Source organism: Citrobacter sedlakii NBRC 105722 (assembly GCF_000759835.1).
Taxonomy (GTDB): domain Bacteria; phylum Pseudomonadota; class Gammaproteobacteria; order Enterobacterales; family Enterobacteriaceae; genus Citrobacter_A; species Citrobacter_A sedlakii.
This window is the reverse complement of sequence record NZ_BBNB01000001.1, coordinates 230,841-249,088: the sequence shown is the minus strand read 5'-3', so window position 1 is coordinate 249,088 and position 18,248 is coordinate 230,841. Positions and strand designations below refer to the sequence as shown.

16 protein-coding genes are annotated in these 18,248 nt (G+C 56.6%); 9 read left to right on the top strand and 7 right to left on the bottom strand.

Annotated features, from left to right (window positions below):
* Positions 1–107: 107 nt before the first annotated feature.
* Both CSE01S_RS01180 and patD read left to right on the top strand, forming a co-directional pair.
* Positions 108–1,517, top strand: coding sequence for an aminotransferase-like domain-containing protein (locus CSE01S_RS01180; RefSeq protein WP_042283148.1), 1,410 nt, complete (start codon positions 108–110; stop codon positions 1,515–1,517).
* A gap of 309 nt (positions 1,518–1,826) precedes the next feature.
* Positions 1,827–3,254: an aminobutyraldehyde dehydrogenase gene (gene patD / locus CSE01S_RS01175; protein WP_042283146.1), complete on the top strand. Its 1,428-nt coding sequence runs from the start codon at positions 1,827–1,829 to the stop codon at positions 3,252–3,254.
* A gap of 100 nt (positions 3,255–3,354) precedes the next feature.
* Here the strand turns inward: patD and yncL are convergent, their stop codons facing one another.
* On the bottom strand, positions 3,355–3,450 hold the full coding sequence (gene yncL, locus CSE01S_RS21995; protein WP_072014929.1) for a stress response membrane protein YncL: 96 nt from the start codon (positions 3,448–3,450) through the stop codon (positions 3,355–3,357).
* A 191-nt stretch (positions 3,451–3,641) separates the two neighbouring features.
* Between yncL and ortT the strand changes: the two genes are divergently transcribed.
* A complete protein-coding gene (gene ortT / locus CSE01S_RS01170) occupies positions 3,642–3,815 on the top strand; it encodes an orphan toxin OrtT (protein ID WP_042283144.1) in 174 nt (57 codons plus the stop codon).
* Positions 3,816–3,854: 39 nt separating this feature from the next.
* On the opposite strand, the gene CSE01S_RS01165 is transcribed toward ortT, so the two are convergent.
* Genes CSE01S_RS01165 through CSE01S_RS01155 form a run of 3 tightly spaced genes read right to left on the bottom strand, consistent with a single transcriptional unit; the run spans position 3,855 to position 10,289 of the window.
* A complete protein-coding gene (locus tag CSE01S_RS01165; protein WP_042283140.1) occupies positions 3,855–6,008 on the bottom strand; it encodes a virulence factor SrfC family protein in 2,154 nt (717 codons plus the stop codon).
* Entirely contained in the window at positions 6,005–8,986 is a 2,982-nt protein-coding gene (locus tag CSE01S_RS01160) for a virulence factor SrfB (protein ID WP_042283138.1), read from the bottom strand. Before CSE01S_RS01160 ends, CSE01S_RS01165 begins: the two co-directional genes overlap by 4 nt.
* A gap of 4 nt (positions 8,987–8,990) precedes the next feature.
* Positions 8,991–10,289: an SrfA family protein gene (locus tag CSE01S_RS01155; RefSeq protein ID WP_042283136.1), complete on the bottom strand. Its 1,299-nt coding sequence runs from the start codon at positions 10,287–10,289 to the stop codon at positions 8,991–8,993.
* A gap of 225 nt (positions 10,290–10,514) precedes the next feature.
* Between CSE01S_RS01155 and CSE01S_RS01150 the strand changes: the two genes are divergently transcribed.
* Positions 10,515–10,748: a YdcY family protein gene (locus CSE01S_RS01150; RefSeq protein ID WP_042283134.1), complete on the top strand. Its 234-nt coding sequence runs from the start codon at positions 10,515–10,517 to the stop codon at positions 10,746–10,748.
* Between the two features lie 26 nt (positions 10,749–10,774).
* On the opposite strand, the gene CSE01S_RS01145 is transcribed toward CSE01S_RS01150, so the two are convergent.
* Together CSE01S_RS01145 and CSE01S_RS01140 are read right to left on the bottom strand one after the other, a co-directional pair.
* The gene (locus tag CSE01S_RS01145) at positions 10,775–11,224 is read right to left on the bottom strand and encodes a DMT family transporter (RefSeq protein ID WP_042283132.1); all 450 of its coding nucleotides are present in this window, start codon (positions 11,222–11,224) and stop codon (positions 10,775–10,777) included.
* Positions 11,221–11,739: a GNAT family N-acetyltransferase gene (locus CSE01S_RS01140; RefSeq protein WP_042283130.1), complete on the bottom strand. Its 519-nt coding sequence runs from the start codon at positions 11,737–11,739 to the stop codon at positions 11,221–11,223. Before CSE01S_RS01140 ends, CSE01S_RS01145 begins: the two co-directional genes overlap by 4 nt.
* Before the next feature lie 37 nt (positions 11,740–11,776).
* Here CSE01S_RS01140 and CSE01S_RS01135 point away from each other — a divergent pair, with 37 nt between their 5' ends.
* From CSE01S_RS01135 to CSE01S_RS01125, 3 genes are all read left to right on the top strand, one after another.
* Entirely contained in the window at positions 11,777–12,352 is a 576-nt protein-coding gene (locus tag CSE01S_RS01135) for a helix-turn-helix domain-containing protein (protein WP_042283127.1), read from the top strand.
* A gap of 57 nt (positions 12,353–12,409) precedes the next feature.
* Positions 12,410–13,447 (top strand): NADPH-dependent curcumin/dihydrocurcumin reductase, encoded by a 1,038-nt coding sequence (gene curA / locus CSE01S_RS01130; RefSeq protein WP_042283125.1) that lies wholly within the window; start codon positions 12,410–12,412, stop codon positions 13,445–13,447.
* A gap of 222 nt (positions 13,448–13,669) precedes the next feature.
* The gene (locus tag CSE01S_RS01125; RefSeq protein ID WP_042283124.1) at positions 13,670–14,335 is read left to right on the top strand and encodes a GntR family transcriptional regulator; all 666 of its coding nucleotides are present in this window, start codon (positions 13,670–13,672) and stop codon (positions 14,333–14,335) included.
* Between the two features lie 56 nt (positions 14,336–14,391).
* Here CSE01S_RS01125 and pqqU read toward each other — a convergent pair whose 3' ends face one another.
* Positions 14,392–16,512 carry a TonB-dependent receptor PqqU gene (pqqU, locus tag CSE01S_RS01120; RefSeq protein WP_042283122.1) on the bottom strand — a complete coding sequence of 707 codons (2,121 nt, stop codon included), beginning with the start codon at positions 16,510–16,512 and terminating at the stop codon, positions 14,392–14,394.
* A 264-nt stretch (positions 16,513–16,776) separates the two neighbouring features.
* Between pqqU and yncE the strand changes: the two genes are divergently transcribed.
* Complete coding sequence (yncE, locus tag CSE01S_RS01115) at positions 16,777–17,838, top strand: 7-bladed beta-propeller protein YncE (RefSeq protein ID WP_042283119.1); 1,062 nt, start codon at positions 16,777–16,779, stop codon at positions 17,836–17,838.
* 136 nt (positions 17,839–17,974) lie between these two features.
* Positions 17,975–18,196, top strand: coding sequence for a YgdI/YgdR family lipoprotein (locus CSE01S_RS01110; RefSeq protein ID WP_042283117.1), 222 nt, complete (start codon positions 17,975–17,977; stop codon positions 18,194–18,196).
* Positions 18,197–18,248: the final 52 nt, after the last annotated feature.

The following is an 18,248-nucleotide window of genomic DNA, read 5'->3' as shown; positions in this document are numbered from 1 at the left end:
AGAAACAGAACAGGCATATTTAACCATAACAGTTTGCAAATCGTTGTGAATTTTATTCACTGTTATACACTGCGAGGCTCACCTGCATTGACCGACGAGAAACCAGAATGAAAAAATACCAGCGTCTGGCTGAACAACTTTGCGAACAGATCGCCTCTGGCGTCTGGCAACCCGGCGATCGTCTGCCGTCTCTGCGCGAACAGGTCGCCAGCAGCGGCATGAGCTTCATGACCGTCGGACATGCTTACCAACTGCTGGAAAGTCAGGGGCGAATTATTGCGCGTCCGCAGTCCGGCTATTACGTCGCGCCACGCCCGATTCTCCAGCCGACCGTGCAGCCAGCCCAGGTGATGCGTGACGAGGCTGTCGACATCAATACCTCTATTTTTGAGATGTTACAGGCCAGCCGTGATGCCTCGGTCATGCCGTTCGCCTCGGCGTTTCCCGATCCGCGCTTGTTTCCGCTCCAGCAGCTTAACCGCTCGCTGGCGCAGGTGAGCAAAACCGCGACCGCCATGAGCGTGCTCGAAAATCTGCCGCCTGGCAACGCAGAGCTGCGTCATGCCATCGCCCGTCGCTATGCCCAGCAGGGCATAACCGTCTCGCCGGATGACATTGTCATCACCGCCGGTGCGTTAGAAGCGCTTAATCTGAGCTTACAGGCGGTCACCGAGCCCGGCGACTGGGTGATTGTGGAAAACCCCTGTTTCTATGGCGCGCTGCAAGCGCTGGAGCGATTGCGGCTTAAAGCGCTGTCAGTGGCGACCGACGTGAAAGAGGGGATCGATCTCGCGGCGCTGGAACAGGCGTTACAGGATTATCCGGTAAAAGCGTGTTGGTTGATGACCAACAGTCAGAACCCGCTTGGCTTTACGCTTAGTCCGGCGAAAAAAGCGCGGCTAGTCGCGCTCCTTGACAAGCATAATGTGATGCTGATTGAAGATGACGTGTACAGCGAACTCTACTTTGGCCGCGAAAAACCATTACCCGCCAAAGCCTGGGATCGCAGCGACCGGATCCTGCACTGTTCTTCATTCTCGAAGTGTCTGGTTCCGGGCTTTCGCATTGGTTGGGTGGCTGCCGGCAAGCACGCCCGCACTATTCAGCGCCTTCAATTAATGAGCACGCTGTCGACCAGTTCGCCCATGCAGCTGGCGCTGGTCGATTACCTGTCTACCCGTCGCTATGACGCCCATCTTAGACGCTTGCGCCGTCAGCTTGCTGAGCGCAAACAACAGGCCTGGCAATCGCTGCTGCGTCACCTGCCTGCCGACGTGAAGTTCCATCATAACAACAGCGGCTATTTTCTCTGGCTCGAACTGCCGGAATCAATGGATGCAGGAGAACTGACCGCGCAGGCGCTGGCGCACCAAATCAGTATCGCTCCCGGGAAAATGTTTTCCACCTCGGACACCTGGAAACGTTTTTTCCGCTTCAACACCGCCTGGCAGTGGGGGGAAAGAGAGGAGAGCGCCGTTAAACAACTCGGTCAGCTTATTCGCGAACAGCTGAAATAGCGCGTCGTAATGTGTAAAACAGGTTCTGATTATCCATGAGCCTGCTTTTGCCTGTCATTCATAGGAAATATCAATACCCGTCAATTTTCCTTTTGCTCGCTAACGCCTTGTCTATATTAGGGAAGAGAGACTCTTTACCCTTGTCCGCGACGTAATGCGCGTTACGTCACATCCTGGTCAAATTTCTTCTCTCTGGGCGGTGGGCTTTCTGTGCGCCGACTATTCTGTGGAAAGAACAACATTCCGCGGTACGACTGTCGTGACAGCGTCGCCGGAAACGGTAAATAAACAATGACATGGGAAAATGCTATGCAACATCTCTTACTGATTAACGGCGAGCTGGTCTGCGGTGAAGGCGAGAGGCAGCCCGTCTATAATCCGGCGACGGGCAAAGTGCTTCTGGAAATAGCCGAAGCCTCTCCTGCGCAGGTTGACGCCGCCGTTCGCGCAGCCGACAGGGCGTTCAGCGAATGGGGACAAACGACGCCTAAAACGCGCAGTGAACGGTTGCTGGCGCTGGCTGACGCGATAGAGCAGAACGCGCAGGTTTTTGCCGAACTGGAGTCCCGCAACTGTGGGAAACCGCTGCATTGCGCGCTCAATGATGAGATCCCGGCGATTGTCGATGTGTTCCGTTTCTTTGCCGGCGCCGCTCGTTGTCTCAACGGTATGGCTGCCGGGGAATATCTGGAAGGACACACCTCTATGATCCGGCGCGATCCGGTGGGTGTCGTCGCCTCAATTGCGCCGTGGAACTATCCTCTGATGATGGCCGCGTGGAAACTGGCGCCTGCGCTGGCAGCCGGTAACTGCGTGGTGATAAAACCCTCCGAAATCACGCCGCTGACCGCGCTCAAACTTGCCGAACTGGCCAAAGATATCTTTCCGGCGGGCGTGCTGAATGTGCTGTTTGGTCGTGGTAAAACGGTTGGCGATCTGCTGACCGGGCATAAAAAAGTGCGCATGGTGTCGTTAACCGGTTCGATTGCCACTGGCGAACACATTATCCGTCATACCGCGCCCGCCATTAAGCGTACACACATGGAACTGGGCGGCAAAGCGCCGGTTATCGTGTTTGATGATGCCGACATTGACGCCGTGGTCGAGGGCGTGCGTACGTTCGGCTTTTATAACGCCGGACAAGACTGTACCGCCGCCTGCCGAATCTATGCGCAAAAGGGGATCTATGACGCGCTGGTGGAGAAACTTGGGGCGGCGGTTGCCAGCCTGAAAACGGGGGCGCCGGAGGAAGACTCTACTGAACTGGGGCCACTGAGTTCACTGGCGCACCTTGAGCGGGTCGCAAAAGCGGTCGAACGGGCCAAAGCGCTTGGACACATTAAGGTGGTTACCGGCGGACAGAAGGTGGACGGTCCCGGCTATTATTTTGCGCCGACGCTGCTGGCGGGGGCCAAACAGGAGGACGAAATCGTGCAGCGGGAAGTCTTCGGCCCGGTAGTGAGCGTGACGCCGTTTGACGACGAGGAACAGGTGCTGACGTGGGCCAACGACTCGGAGTACGGTCTGGCCTCGTCGGTGTGGACACAGGATGTTGGGCGCGCGCACCGGGTTAGCGCCAGGCTCCAGTATGGCTGTACGTGGGTAAACACCCATTTTATGCTGGTCAGCGAAATGCCGCACGGTGGGCAGAAAATGTCAGGTTATGGGAAAGACATGTCGCTGTATGGGCTTGAAGATTACACCGTTATTCGTCACGTCATGGTTAAACATTCATAGCCTTTATGATCAGTGCGGGATCGAACGGGCGGGAAAAGATCGTACGTTGCAGGCAGAGAGAAAAATCTCTCTGCCAGTCTGCGCCGCAGGGATGTAAAAATTAAATAAACCAACCAAATCTCAATGAGATAAGCGTTACCAGTCCGACGGCAGCAAAAAGATTGATCACTACGACAGTTCTGCTTGAGACATTCATTTAGGCCACCCTGAGTTATTACCCCTTTGTGTATAGTTCGGGATCGCAAATTGCGCAATAGGACAACCCGGGGTTATTCATCGGCAGCGACAAAATCGGAACAGCGCCAGACCAGAGCGATAAAACTTGATGTACATCAAAAAAAAGAGCATATTGCGCGCGTTTCACTTCTCTGGCCGGATGTCCCGTCAATGTCTTTGTATCAAAAAATGCTCGTTTTTTATGCGGTAATGGCCGCACTGACTTTTCTCATCACCTGGTTTTTATCGCACGATAAAAAACGTATCCGTTTTTTGAGCGCCTTTCTGGTGGGAGCGACCTGGCCTATGAGCTTCCCGGTCGCATTGCTGTTTTCGCTGTTTTAACACGGCTGAACAGGAGGGCGGTGATGCACCTCCTGCCTGTTATTGTCCCCCATTCAACAGCGTGTTCAGCGCGTTTTTATCCTCTGGCGTCACTTCATGTGGATGGCTGAATCCATTGTTCTCCTGCGCGCGCGTATACAGCGCCACCAGCCAGTCATAGACGTAGCGGCTGGCGGCATGTACCGGCCGGTCGTTTAACGCTGTCAGGCGTGCCATAGGTGGACGTTTTGCCGCGCTGAAAATCGTCTCGCCTTTGGCCATTCGACTGGCAGGGCGTTCGCTTTCCTCAACGTCGGCATAACCGAGCCAGGCGACAAAGTTGGCGATGTTGGCGTGCAACTGCGCGCCGCAGTTCTCGTCCTGTTGCACAATTTGCTGTAACTGCTGCGCAAGCTGCAAGCGGTAGCTGGCGGCGATCAGTATTGCGACCACCTGCCTGAGCGTGGCGGGCTTCAGACCTAAACGTGTGGCATTGCTGTCGTCGCGGCTCCACTGGCGAAGATGGTTGATCCACAGTTTGTGCGCCCGGTCGCCGGTATCATTACCCCCAACCGTTTGAGGCGCGTCGTGAACCTCCGCAAAAAGATCGACAGCGTCGTTGAACAGCCCGCTAACCTTTTCTTCCCTCGGCTGGCGTATCTGGAGCAGGCTCTCAAACTGTTGCACCTCGGGAACAAGGCCATCCAGCAGATCGCCGTGATGTGCTGCCTGTTGCTGTAATTCACGGACAACCGTTTCGGCGCTGGACAGGTTGTCAGGCAGCAGGCACAGCAGTTCACGCAGATACTGCCGATGCCGGGCATGAAGCGCCTCAATGCGTGCTTGCCGCTGGGGGAACGACGTGGCGTGGGACAGCCATTCGATCAATCGTTGCAGACTGTTTTTATCCAGCGCCTGAAGGGTGCCCCAGTGCTGACCGGGATTGCCCATCAGTTGCTGGATGGTTTCATCCAGATTCTCTCCGCTTACAAAGCGCGCGTCCTGCGGGGTGATCGCCCATACTACGCCCGGTAGCGCTGTGTCGCGCAAGGGTTGGGTTTCGTGGACCCAGTTCAGTAGCCGCCTGGCGGTAGCGGGCGTTTGCGTGCGGTTAGCGGTGGCATTGCAGATGACTAACACGTCAGGCTGCCGCTGCTGACGATAGTGCTCAAGCAGCCAGCCGAGTTTAGCCTGCCATAAGGGCTGTGGAGAGGTGACGGGCGCCAGCGGAATATCCAGCAGATCGACCTCGTCAAGTACGCCGTCCTCCACGCTCAGCACCAGCTCGCGGGTAAGCAACGCAAGGGGATCTTGCGGCAGGCTCACGGCCGCCAGCAGCGCGCCTTCCACCACGGGATGCACCACCACGTCATTTTGCGCTTCCGGTGAGGCATGGGCTTCCTGGGTAATAAAACGCTCGGACGGTAAACCAAACTGATCGACCAGCAGGCTGAGCGGCGCAGCAACTTCGCCAGCGTTACCGGTCTGTTGCAGCACATGCGCCAGCGCCAGCCACTGCTGCGTTAGTTCCGGCTGTTCGCCCCACAGCAGCGACCAGATGCTGGCGCGGGTAGTGAGATCAACATACGGAAGCACAAGCGCGAACTGATGCCAGAGCGCATCGTCAATCTGTTGTTGAGAAGCCGGTCGGCACTGACGACAGAAGCGGGCGACGGTGGCGACTTCCGCCGCCGTAACGCCGGGGACGGGATGACGCTGGCGCAGCGACCGCCATTTTTCGAGACGCGATTCAATCATCGCTTTTTCTGCCTGGCGGCATGCTGGCTGCGTGTGGGCCATCGTAATAAAGATTTGCACCAGTTCGGCTTCGGCGAGAAGCCGCAGACGTAACGGCCACTCGTCATCGGGCGAACTGGCCTGCCGCGTAAAGCGTAGCGCCATGTTGGCGGCGGCATGGCCGGGGTTAATATGGCTGAAATAGTCGAAATAGCGGTCCGGCATCACCACATTCATCCTGCCGTTTCCACTGCTGCACAGGGCGGAAAGTAAATGGGCTTTCGCTGACTGGGAATAACCGTACAGCCCGATACAGGCGCGTGACTGACGGGCGGTTTCCAGCGCAATCTCCGTGGCGTTCGCGGCGTGAAGCTGCGTCAACAGCGCGTCTGCTTCGGCATCCAGCGTGACGGCGTAGCGGCGGGTGCGCTCTACCCAGGCAATAGCGGCCTGAGAAAGGGTTAACGTTTTGCTCATTTCAGGTACACGCTCCCGCTGTCGATCCAGTAATGACTGCCGCTGTGTCGACGGTCAGCCAGGGTATTTAATTTTAAGGTCAGGGCATCCGCCGGAACGGGCGTGCCGTCCTGTAACCAGGCGTCGCTGAGGACAAACGATTCGGGACCGTTCTCTTTGCTGCCGCCGCGCAACTGAAGCCGTACGTTCAGCACACCGTCACCGGCAATATTTTTAGCCAGTTCGGCGGAGTTGATGCTCAGCGTATAGAGCGGCGTTGCGGGCCAGCGGCTGTTCGCCAGTTGGCGGAAACCGAGCGTCACGTTACCACGCAACGGAAAGTGGACGCGGGTATCCAGCTTTTCGCCGGGTTTATCCAGATCAATATCGCGATACCAGACATTTTCGTCGCGCAGGATGTTGACGGTGTTATCCAGCACGCCGAGATAGCGTACCGTTGACCAGGCGCCGATATCGGCTGCTTTAAAGTTAAAGCGCGGCAGACGCAGATCCAGCGCCAGACTGCACAACATCGCACCGACGGCGGCAGTGGATTTCGGGTTGCCGATCCGTCCCTGCTGGTTGAACGGATACCATTCATGCACCCGGTAGTTATCCATCCATACGATCCGGTTGACCGGAACAGGTTGAAGATGGCGGATCAGCGCCTGCACCGCAGGCAGACAGGCGGGCCTGCCGGTCACCAGCAGCACGTCGCAGCAATAGTGCGAAATGGCTTCGCACACCGCATGCAGCGGCGACGTAAGGGTGAATTGCCCGGCCAGCATCGCCTCTTGCAACTGGCTGAACTGCACCTGTAACGGCACGCTAAGCACATCGAACGCTGGCGTGCCGGGCGGCAGCGCATGGTCGACGGCCTGCTGAATGTAGTTCATGACGTTGCGGGTTGGGCGCTGAGGTAACAGCTCGCCAAAGGTGGCATGCACCCCGGCCAGCGGATCGTTGATGTCGCACTTTTCCCATGCGGAAAGCACCGCGTGCCCCAGCGGCATAAACAGCTGAAGCGCCGTTTGCTGGCGCAGCACCGCCTGGGTATCTATGCGCCCGGAATCGCCAAACAGCGTGGCGAGCAGGGCGGCGGCATCGGTAACGCCTGCCTGCTGCAGCCGGGTTTGCAGCGCCGGTAAGATGCATCTCTGAATGACATCCAGAAGCATGTCATCGCCTGCGACCTTAAATCCTTCGCGAAACAGCAGGCGCGGGGTGATTTTAACATTTGTACCGACGCCGTCGTCCAACTGATAGTGAACAATCGCCATGTCAGTGGTGCCGCCGCCAATATCAATCGAGGCAACGCGCAGCGCCCGGCCTTTGCTTTCGCCCGGCTCGGGCTGGCGGTCCGGACGCGCCATTGTGCGGAAAAAGGCTTCGCTACGTCCGGCGTAATGGGAGATTGCTTCGTTATACAGCCACACCAGTTGCCCGCAGCTGGCTTCGTCCCATTCCATCTGGATCTCAGGCACTGGCACCCGGCTTTTTTCCTGCTGTTTACGGCTGCTAAAGTCGTCGTCCTGCGGATGCCACCCCATGGCTTTCCAGACAAGGGCAATGGCTTCAAACATACGCTGGCGGAAGATCTCCCGCTCCTGCTTTGGCATTGCCGAGGGCAGGGTGAGGATCAGCGTACGCAACTGGCGGGGCGATGCGGGAAACCCCAGCCGCAGACGGGTCGCCACACTGTTGATCTGCCCCAGCGCCTGGGCGAGGATCTCGCAGAGCATATGGGTCATCAGGGTGCTGCGGCTGTACTGCGGGGAGAATACCGGCAGGCGTTCATCCTGCGGCAGCGCGTACAGCGGCTGGCCGTCGTCATTCATCAGATTCATCAGCGGAAAGGCGGTCGCGAGGGGTTCACGCTGGGTTTTGCTGTTCATCTGGCTGAAGCGCCAGTCGTGCAGTACCGGCGTTTCATCCCACAGGTAGCGGCGGGGACTGGAAATACCGCTATTGCCGTCGGTTCCGGTTCGTTGCATCGCCAGTTTACGCGCTTCGTCGCCGACCCTGACAATCGACGGCCAGATAAACGCGTCTTCGCGTCCGCTTTCGACGGAAAAATGCTGCTTGCCGAAGCGGGCTTCCGAGAACTCAAGGCGACTGGTGAACAGCGGATCGTTCAAAAACTGCGGCTCGCTCAGCGATCGCACCTGCAGTTCTGCCGTCTGGCGCAGGCCGTCGTTGGCATCGCCGTGATCCTCAATCAACACGCCGCAGGTGTGGGTATTGCCAACGTCAAGGATCAAATCGACCGGAATCGCGGGAGTGCTCAGCGTCTCTGTGACCAGCCTGACCTCTGGCACCGTTAGCTGTTCGCCGAGTAACGCCAGCAGATTCAGCCAGTGCGCCTGATATTCAAAACTGCGCAGCGCCTGATTGATGGCCTGTTCCGGACGGTTTTCCACCTGGCTGACATGATGCAAAAACACCTCGCGCAGCCAGCCATCAATCCACGTCTGATCGAGAAAATCAGCCACTTCGTCATCGCGCCAGGCCAGCGCAAAGCGGGTACCGTTCAGTACATCGTTTTCACTGGGGGCGAGCGCGGAGGGAGTCGCATCGCTCAACTGACTGTCGAGCGCGAGCGTAACGCGGTGGGTATGACCTGCGCTGTCAGGTAAGGCGAGTTTGCGAACCTGCACGCGCGCCCAGTTATCCGGACCCTCAACAAAGGTGCGCGGCGGGTTGAAGCGCAGGAACGGCAGCGGTAGCCAGACGCCGTCCAGTACCGCAAGCGAGTACTGTAGCGACTGTGTGCTTTCGGGTTTAACCACTTCTGGCTGCATTCCCGGACGCGCCGGCAGCGTGTAGCGACCGTTTACCAGATCGTAGTCCAGACGCAGCAGCGGGCCGTTAGCGGTTTTCCGCACAAAACGGCCATGATGTGCCGACTCCTGCGGCGTCAGGCCGAAGTCAAGAAACTGAACGCCGCTGTTTGCGATGAGCGTGACGCTCTGTTTGTAATCACACAAATTCACCAGCATAAGATCAGGCACCTATCTTTTTAAACGTCAACGGAATCTCCGCTTGCCCGTCGAAGCGTGCGGTACAGGCGGCGACGTCATTTGTCCCGGCTTTACAGGTGATTTCCGGCATCGGATAGCGGGAGCCATCGGCGCAGCGCGCATTTCCACGGCTTTTGATCATGAGCTCGCCGCTCTGATGCAGACCGGAAAAAAGCTCGGCGCGACAAACAATGCTGTCGCCATGCACCAGCCGCGCTGTCCCTTTGTTATTCTGGATCTGATAGCGCAACGAGGGCGCTTTCCCGGTCGCGGGGTCTTTCACCTCCATTACTACGCGCCAGCGACCGTTGAGAAAACGGGTCGTACCGGCCTTCACCTGATTAGCCTCCATGACCAGCGCGTCTTTCGGTATCGCAGCAATGACCACCGGCGCGTCGGCGGGCGGGGTCTTTTTCTCCTCCGGAATAACGTGCGCCTGCTGCAGCGGTAGCGTGGCGGTCAGTTCCGGCAGAGCAGGCATTGCGGGTTGCGGCGCACTGACGCTTTCCGTCGCGACCGCGGGGGTTTGCGCGTGCCAGAGCAGCGGCGCGACAAGCACGGCAATGGTGACGGCGGCAACCGGCACGCTCCACAGCGGCAGTCGGCGCGCCGGTTTCGCGGACGCTTTTTCCTCCGCCACGATGGACGGCGCGACTAGCGGGCTGATGGTATCAGAGACGGGCGGAGTTACCGGCACGACGGGGACTGACAGCAGTGGTTCATCCGCATGGGGAAAAGCGTTCTCTGGCGCGGTTTCTTCTGCAGGGACGGGGTCAGCGTGAATGGCCGCTTCGGGCGAATCTTCGAGATACAGGCATGCCAGCACATCGTCACGCACGTTTTCGTTAAGGTTGATAAAACCCCAGAAGGTGATAACCGGTTTCCCATCCACCAGGAAGACGTGGTTTTCACCGGGAAATTGTACCGCTTTTTCGAGCAAGGAGCCGAAAAGCTGTAACGCCGTTTTTCCGGATTGCAGGCTCTTGCGGCTCAGGGCAGCGGCGCTGTCCAGCGTCGCGGAAAGCGTGCGGAGGGCGCGACGGCGCGCATCAACGTCAGCCGCTTTCCACGCAACGGCCTGGCCTTCTACAGGAGAATACCAGTCCACCCGGTCACCGCTGTCGTTAATTTGCGGAATGGCGAGACAATCGACCATCGCCAGTTGCTTTCGCAGCCGGAGTGTTTCACGAATTTGCAGCGCTGAATCAAAGACGGCCTGGCCGCCACCGCCGACGGCCTGATAGTCATCAAGATTGCCGCTGCGCAAGAGAGTTTTTGCCACGTTAGGGTCCTTAAGACTTTTTCACGCATCTACTTTACGGCGTCATAACGCGAGCAAACGGTGGAAGAAAGGCATAAAGGGGCGAATTATCCCGCCATAGAGGGGTTGACGTTGTGAAAAAGACTTAAGGGAAACTGACGGATATGCATTACGGATTAAATGCCGCAAGCGAACGGATTTCAGCGTATGATGAAGGTTTCATCAGTCTGTTGAAAAGGAGAAGCTATGTCGCACCTGGATGAGGTTAGCGCCCGCGTTGATGCCGCGATTGCGGAAAGCGTTATTGCCCAGATGAACACGCTGTTGATCGCCCTGAGCGACGATGGCGAATTAAGCCGCGAAGATCGTTACACCCAGCAGCAACGGTTGAGAATCGCCATCGCGCATCATGGCCGGCAGCATAAAGAAGACGCCGAAGCGCGCCGCGAGCAGTTGACAAAAGGCGGCACGATCCTGTGATGGGCCAGATGGCGGCAGGGCGGTCGTTAAAACGAACGTCTTGCCACCAGCCATGCGCCCACCACCAGCATCACCGCGCCACAAACCGGACCAATCAGCGCCCTCAGCGGTACCCCGTGGCTGCGCAGGAGATCCAGCGCCAGTCCGCCGATAAGCTGACTGGCGACCAGCACGGCAATCGTGGTCGCCGCCCCCACATGCTGATAGCCGCTGATGCTGGCAAACACGAAAAACGAACCCAGCAGACCAGGAATTAACGTCCACCAGCGAACGCTGGAGGCCAGTTCGCCAAATCCCGCCATACCCTGCCTAAACCACAATAGAGTGACAAACAGCACGATGCCGACCAGCGAATTCAGCAGCATGGCGATCAGAATAGTGGAAGAGGTCTGGGTGATGCGCACCATCAGAGTGTTTTGCACCACCAGGCCGATACCCGCGGCGATCAGAAAGGCGAGCGTCAGCGATGTGTTCATCCGCGCGCGTCCGGCTGCAGACGATCGTCAAGCTGAAGCTGCATGAATGTCAGATCCAGCCAGCGGCCAAATTTGGTCCCTACCTGCGGCATTTGCGCGGTGATTTTGAACCCGAGCGTGCTATGAAGATGCAGCGAAGCCTGATTTTGCGACTCGATGCCCGCGACCATCACGTGCTTGCCGCAGGCGCGCGCTTCCTCAATCAAGCGGCTCAATAGCTGGCGTCCAACTCCTTTCCCCTGATGATCCGGGTGAACGTACACCGAATGTTCCACCGTGTGGCGAAATCCGTCAAAGTTGCGCCAGTCGCCAAAGGAGGCATACCCCGTCACCTTACCGTTTTCTTCAGCTACCAGCATCGGATACCCCAGCAACTGACGCGCTTCGAACCAGGCCATGCGGTTATCGGCGTCTACGGTTTGATCGTTCCAGATCGCCGCCGTGTGTAATACGGCGTGGTTGTAGATCGCTGCGATATCCCCGCAATCCTCTTTGCTCGCGAATCGAATAAGCATCTTGAACCTCAGGAAATGTTCACTATAGTATTACGATATGAATACTATTGAAGACAGCATAAATCAACGCATCAGTGCAAGAATTCGCATTGAGCGAGAATCCCGCGGCTGGTCGCTGACTGAACTGGCTGAACGCGCGGGCGTTTCACGGGCGATGATCCATAAAATCGAACGTGCGGAAAGCAGCCCGACGGCGACGCTGCTCGGCAGGCTTTCCGGCGCCTTTGGCATCAGTATGTCAACGCTGATTGCGCGCGCCGAAATGCAGGAAGGCAAACTGCTGCGTGCGGCGGATCAACCCGTCTGGCACGATCCGCAGAGCCAGTATTTGCGCCGCCACGTTTCGCCACACAGCGACTTGCCTCTCGATCTGGTGCAAATTGAGCTTCCCGCAGGAAGTGATATCCCGATGCCCGCCTCAGCCTATGTACAGGCGCGGCAGTTGATCTGGCTTCAGCACGGGGAACTGGTGTTCGTTGAGGGTGAAACCCGCCACGAGATGAAAGCGGGCGATTGTCTTGAGCTGGGGCCGCCCAATGATTGCCGTTTTATCAATGAAACAGCGCAAACCTGCGTTTACCTCGTTGTGCGTTTAAACCTCGCGGGACGTTAAAGACAGGCGCGGCCTGCTACTATTGATGGATTCATGCCAAACGCTGAGGAGAACATCATGGGTCAACAAGAACACCGTAATCGTCGCTGGGTTTTAGCTTCCCGACCCCATGGCGCGCCCGTGGCGGACAATTTCCGTCTTGAAGAGGACGAGGTCGCCACCCCGGGCGAAGGCCAGGTTTTGTTGCGCACGGTTTACCTTTCCCTCGATCCGTATATGCGCGGACGAATGAGCGACGAACCGTCGTACGCGCCGCCGGTCGCGCTGGGTGAGGTCATGGTCGGCGGAACGGTGAGCCGCGTCGTGTCGTCAAACCATCCAGACTACAAGCCTGGTGAATGGGTACTGAGCTACAGCGGCTGGCAGGATTATGATATTTCCGACGGCGCGGGGCTGGTGAAGCTCGGCAACGATCCTGAACAGCCATCCTGGGCACTCGGCGTATTGGGGATGCCCGGTTTCACCGCTTACATGGGCTTGCTGGATATAGGTCTGCCGAAAGAGGGGGAAACGCTGGTGGTTGCCGCCGCAACCGGTCCAGTCGGGGCGACGGTGGGGCAGATTGGCAAGATCAAAGGCTGCCGTGTGGTCGGCGTTGCCGGCGGCGCGGAAAAATGTCGTCATGCCACTGAAGTGCTGGGTTTTGACGTTTGTCTGGACCACCATGCGGATGACTTTGCAGAGCAACTGGCAAATGCCTGTCCACAGGGGATTGATGTCTATTATGAAAACGTCGGCGGTAAAGTCTTCGACGCTGTACTTCCGCTGTTGAATACCTGCGCGCGGATCCCGCTTTGCGGTCTGGTCAGCGGCTATAACGCGACAGAACTCCCCGCCGGGCCGGACAGACTGCCGCTGCTGATGGCGACGATACTGAAGAAACGCATTCGTCTGCAGGGTTTTATCATTGCGCAGGATTATGGTCACCGTATTCATGAGTTCCAACAGCAGATGGGACGTTGGGTTAAAGAAGGTAAGATTCATTACCGTGAACAGGTGACGGAAGGACTGGAAAACGCCCCAGAGGTCTTCATCGGTCTGTTGAGTGGTAAAAACTTTGGCAAAGTCGTGATTCGCGTCGCGGAAGATGACTGACAAACATGGCGGCCCTGGCCGCCATAAAAAAATGGGCAGTTTTTAAATTTCCGGCTTTAATTAAATCACCGCGTGCAAGGCAATTTAAATTGCCAGGGCCGTTAAAATAACGCGGGTAAATGATCACGGTTGTCGTTTTATTTTTTCACCAGGCGAAATCTTAAACAATTAAATCTTTCAGGTTTAATTGCGATTGGCTATATGATGAGGTGAAGAAATAGAATGCCTGGTACGGAAAAGTCGCAGCACATCAGTCTGACAACACACGTTGAAAGAGGATTAAAAGATCGATTAAGTCTGGGCGAGCTGAAGCCTGGCGCCAGATTAATTACCAAAAATATTGCTGAGGAGTTGGGGATCAGTATCACGCCGGTGCGTGAGGCGCTGTTACGTCTGGTGTCTGCCAGCGCGTTAACCATTGCGCCCGCGCAAGCCTTCATGGTGCCGGAAATCAATATGGCGCGATTCGCGGAAATCATCCGTATTCGCTGTGAACTGGAAGGGATGGCGGTTATGGAAGCCACGGGGCGGATCACGCCGGAACGGATGGAACTCCTGGAGGCGCTGCTTGCGACGTATCAGCAGGCGCATGAAAGAGGCTCGGTAGCCGAGCGACTGCGGGCAAACCGGGCGTTACGCTTCAAAATTTATCACTTCGCCAACATGCCGACGCTGTGCGAAATGATCGAACAGCTGTGGGTACAAATGGGGCCAAGCCTGCATTTTCTCTATGATCTGGAAAAAGAGGGCGCGTATCCACACAGTGTCGATCATTACCATCAATTATTTAAGGTTATTGCCCAAGGAAATAAAGAGGCCAGTCGCGACTGTTTAATCGACATCATCAATAAAAATGTCGCCATCGTTAAACGACAATACCTTAATTAAGTACTGCTTAAATTTAGCGGGGAATCTCCCCGCTATGACTACCTTTATTACGCAGGTTATTCAAAACGCCATGCGAGGTTAACACCCACGCCGAAATTTCGCCCCGGAGCAGGTTCGTAGTATCTGCCGTTCGATTCATTCACAATGACCGAGCCAACATACGCTTTGTCAAAGAGGTTGTCGACGCGCCCGAACACATCCACCGTCAGATTACTGTAGTTGATTTTATATCCGGTATTCAGCCCTACGACAGTATAAGAGGGCGCTTTGGCGGTGTTTTCATCGTCAGCCATAATATCCCCCATGTAGCGGGCATCAGCTCCGGCATACCACCCTTCATCCGGCACATAACCCAGGGACGCAAAACCCATGTTGCGGGCGATCCCCGGCATCCTGTTACCGTTGCAGTTCTGGTCGTTGCAGACGTTGCTACGGTAGGTGGCGTCCAGCCAGGTCCAGGAGGCGTTGACGCGCCAGTTTTCGCCAAAACGCTGATCCCACCCCAGTTCTATCCCCTGACGCCGGGTCTTGCCCGCATTCTTATACGTTGTCCGACCGCCGCTGCTGGAATCCACCACCAGTTCGTCGTCCGTGTCGGTCTGGAACAGCGCCGCCGTCAGCAGTCCGTTGCCGATACGGGTTTTGCTGCCAATTTCTATCGTATCGTTAGTGGAAGGTTTAAGATCGAAATTCATCCCGCTTTGCCCATCCGCACGGTAGGAAAGCTCGTTTATGGTCGGCGTTTCAAAACCGCGGCCCGCTGCCAGATAGAGGTTCCAGGCGTCCGTCACGGCATACTTCAGCGATCCGGCTGGCAACCATTTATGATAGCTGGCATCGCCGCTGTCGTCGCCGTTGCCCGGCGTCACGTAGCGATCGTTAGAGTCGAACCAGACCGAACTGTAGCGCACGCCTGCATCAAGGGAGAGTTTGTCGGTCAGTTGCCACTGCGTCTGCAGGTAGGGGTCGACGTTCCACATCAGGTTGCGCTCGTCCCGGCGGCGCTCGCCTTTTTGGCCGTACTCTGGTACGCCGTCAGTGAGACGGTAATTTGTGTAGCCCTTACGGTTCTCACTCATATTTTCGTAGTTCAGCCCGGCAGTAAACGTCATGGGTACAATCAGTTCCCCGCGGTGCGTCCAGCGACTGTCGATGCCCTGGTAATGACGCTGCAGCGAGATAACGCCGCCCGCATGGGACGGCCTGAGCTGAGGGGCCATCGGGATCGACTGATACTGGGTGGTTTCACGTTGCCCGGCATACATCATCACGCTCATGTCGTCCTGGGCGCTAAGCTGTCGTTCATAGCGCAGTCCGGCCTGCGTCTGCTTGATGGTTTTACGCGTGTGATACTGCTCCGCGCGCGGCGACTGTTGCGGGTTATCGCGCCATTCGGCTTCGGTCAGGCCGCCGGGATCGTCAGCTTTAATATCGACGCTGTTAAAAATCAGACTCAGCTTGCTTGCCTCGTCGAGACGCACGCCCAGTTTCGCATTGGCGAGATTCTTTTGCGCGCCGCTACGATCGCGGTAGCCGTGGGTAGTAAAACGGGTCGTCGACACCGTGTAGTCCACATCGCCAGCCTGGGTGCCATCGCCCAACGCGCCGGTCGCTTTTAACCCGTAGCGCCAGCTGCCGTAACTTCCATAATAGCTGCTTGCCTCGATGGTCGGCGGCTGTTGTCCGGTTTGTGTCGTCACGTTCATGACCCCGCCGGAAGCATTGCCGTAAAGCGCGGAGAAGGGACCGCGCAGTACTTCAACGTTTTGCACGCTGCTGAGATCGATATTTGACGTCTGCCCCTGGCCGTCCGGCATCGTTGCCGGGATGCCGTCAACATACAATCGAATGCCGCGCACGCCATAAGTTGAACGCGACCCAAAGCCACGGATAGAAAGCTGAAGGTCCTGAGCATAGTTTTGTCGGTTCTGCACCTGCAGGCCCGGCACGCGGGTCAGGGATTCGGAAAGATTGATGCGCGGCGCCGCCCGGCGCATATCTTCGCCCTCGACCACGCTGACGGCGGCGGGGGTATCCAGTTCAGAAACGGCCTGGGGTGAGGCGCTGACAATCAGCGTTTGTTCATCGGCTTCGCTGTCCGCTGCGGCCAGCGGAGAGAACACGAGTGGAAAGAGCAGAGCGGGAACTGCGGTATATCGTATGGAAATAATCTTCATGAAAAAAGGCCAGTTAAAGTGAACGTACCCATAGGTATGTAAGTTACATGTTAATTCGTTTGTAAAATTTTGAAAATTTTAACGGCACAATGCGTTAAGAATTAATGGAGAAATTAAGAAGATTGTAGTCAGGATGCGAAGAAGTGCTCCACTTTCTGACAAATAATGATTACCATTCCCATTTATAAAAGAGAGCAAAACCATGATCTTGCTCAGCGAAGCGATGTGAAGCAGCAAAATAGCGATATATCAAAGGGAGTCGTCATGCATTTTCGTCATCAGTTTTCCCCGCGCCTGCGTGGTGCTTTACTGTTAGGTTCACTGCTGGTTGCCTCATCGTTCAGCACTCAGGCGGCAGAAGAGATGCTGCGTAAAGGCGTGGGCAAGGGCGCTTACGAAATGGCCTACAGCCAACAGGAAAACGCGCTGTGGCTCGCCACCTCGCAAAGTCGCAAGCTGGATAAAGGCGGTATTGTTTATCGTCTCGATCCGGTCACGCTGGACGTGACGCAGATCATTCACAACGATCTCAAACCGTTTGGCGCCACCATTAATAACGCGACCCAGACGCTGTGGTTTGGTAACACGGTGAATAGCGCGGTCACTGCCATCGATGCGAAGACCAGCGAAGTGAAAGGACGACTGGTGCTGGACGCCCGCAAACGCTCCGAAGATGTCCGTCCGCTGCAGCCGCGTGAGCTGGTTGCCGATGAAGCAACGAATACGGTGTATATCAGCGGGATTGGCAAAGAGAGCGCGATTTGGGTGGTGGACGGCGAAAAGATCGCCCTGAAAGCGACCATTGAAAACACCGGTAAAATGAGCACGGGTCTGGCTATCGACAGCGGCGCGAAGCGTCTTTACACCACCAATGCGGACGGCGAGCTGATCACCATCGATACCGCCACGAACAACATCATCAGCCGTAAGAAACTGCTTGATGACGGTAAAGAGCACTTCTTTATTAATCTGAGCCTGGACACAGCCGGTCACCGCGCGTTTATTACCGACTCGAAAGCGGCGGAAGTGCTGGTTGTCGACACCCGCAACGGCAACGTGCTGGCGAAAGTCGCTGCGCCGGAATCGCTGGCCGTGCTGTTTAACCCGGCGCGTAATGAAGCCTACGTCACCCACCGTCAGGCCGGTAAAGTGAGCGTGATTGACGCGAAAAGCTACAAGGTAGTGAAAACCTTCGATACGCCGACCTTCCCGAACAGTCTGGCGCTGTCGGCAGACGGCAAGACCCTGTACGTGAGTGTGAAGCAGAAGTCGACACGCGAAAAAGAAGCCACGCAGCCAGACGACGTGATTCGTATTGCGCTGTAAACCCGCAGGAGGGGGAAACCCCTCCATTCACGTTCCCATACCCACCGATACGCCTCGTTACATCCCGCTGATAGCCTGAATAAGCCCAGGGAATTACACTGTCCCGCTTCGGTTAAATGAATCACTTGGGAATGCTATGAAAAAGCCACTGTTCTGCCTTTGCGCTGGCGTGATGCTGTTCGCGCTGGCAGGTTGCTCCACGAATTACGTTATGACTACCAAAAGCGGGCAAACCATCGTCACGCAGGGAAAACCGCAGCTTGATAAAGAGACGGGAATGACCCGCTATACCGATCAGGACGGGAATGCACGGGAAATCAACAGGAATGACGTGGCGCAGCTTATCGAAGCGGATTAGTCGACGCCGTTGAAAAGCAGGCCTGATCGGCGTCGTCGGTCAGGCCTTTGTC